The 1,075-nt window shown below is 35.1% G+C and carries 2 protein-coding genes; both read right to left on the reverse strand.

Annotated elements, in window-relative coordinates; genetic code table 11:
• Positions 1–80 precede the first annotated feature (80 nt).
• A complete protein-coding gene (locus tag ACIQYG_RS26865) occupies positions 81–254 on the reverse strand; it encodes a Fe3+ hydroxamate ABC transporter substrate-binding protein (RefSeq protein WP_402844642.1) in 174 nt (57 codons plus the stop codon).
• 260 nt (positions 255–514) lie between these two features.
• Positions 515–964, reverse strand: a complete 450-nt coding sequence (locus tag ACIQYG_RS26870; RefSeq protein ID WP_402844645.1) for a YrvL family regulatory protein — start codon at positions 962–964, stop codon at positions 515–517.
• Positions 965–1,075: the final 111 nt, after the last annotated feature.

Here is a 1,075-nt window from a genome sequence, read left to right on the forward strand (position 1 = left end):
CTGCCCCGTTAGTGCCATAAGAAAAAGGCTGCCTTAGCAACCTCTCTTATTGAAGTAAGGCACCTGTTAGTTCAAAAGATTTAGTTAGATTTGTTATTATAGCAATCTTCACAAATTAGTTTTCCTTCATTTTGCAAATAAGCTTTTATTTCAGTCATACCTTTTCGCTCTGGGTAACGCATCTTTATGAAAACTACATCATTCCCTTTTATTTCTTTATCACATTCAGAACATTTTGGTATTACTTTAAACATTTATATCCCCCCAAAAGCAATCTGTTATTAAATACTACGGATAACTATGCTAAAAGTTTCTTCTGCAACTATCCTGCCCCTTAAGTTCCATAAGGAAAGAGCTGCCTTTAAAGACAGCAACGATCTTCAACTAACGCACCCGATAGTTGAACAAGACTTCTCTTTTTTACACATTATTTTCGAACTGTGCACTTCCCAATTCCATTATTCTCTACCCGAGGTACAAAAAATCCCCAATTATACTTAGGTGAATTTTTTTATTAAGAGATTTCCTTATCATCGTCGAAACCAATTTCTATTATGGCAAGTAGCAATGCAATAATAATCTCTGTTTTCAAGGAGAGTGTAATACTTTTCATAAACTCATCCACTGCGAACAGGACTAACCAGTTCGATGTGCCTTCAAAACTGATTCGGATAAAAAATACTTTTATTTTCCCTGTTATATTTCGGACAGACAGCTTGAAAATGGCTTTGGAAAACAATTCGACAATGATTCCTAAAATAAAGAAACTGACAACAAAACCAATCAATGACCAGATAGATTCATATTGAACGCCGAGCAGTTCAAAAACCCCTGCCAGTCCAAAGAAATAAAGCCCCAATACAAAGCCCACTACCAGGATAATGAGAAATGCTACTCCGGTAACTGTTGCCATCTTTTCTTTTATATTCATATCACGAAATGAATCATTGTTATTTTCTGGCATAGTTCTGTTTCTCCTCGTTAGATCTTTTACTTCTGAAACCCTAACTTATTTTACCAATAACTAATCTTTTTAGAAACATTGACCATTCGACTACACTACGCTTGTTGAACT

Source organism: Peribacillus sp. NPDC096622, assembly GCF_044762665.1.
GTDB lineage: Bacteria > Bacillota > Bacilli > Bacillales > DSM-1321 > Peribacillus > Peribacillus frigoritolerans_B.

Bases quoted from the DNA above. Each gene is read 5' to 3' on its own strand.
- ACIQYG_RS26865 (WP_402844642.1), bottom strand. From the start codon at position 254: ATGTTTAAAGTAATACCAAAATGTTCTGAATGTGATAAAGAAATAAAA.
- ACIQYG_RS26870 (WP_402844645.1), bottom strand. From the start codon at position 964: ATGCCAGAAAATAACAATGATTCATTTCGTGATATGAATATAAAAGAA.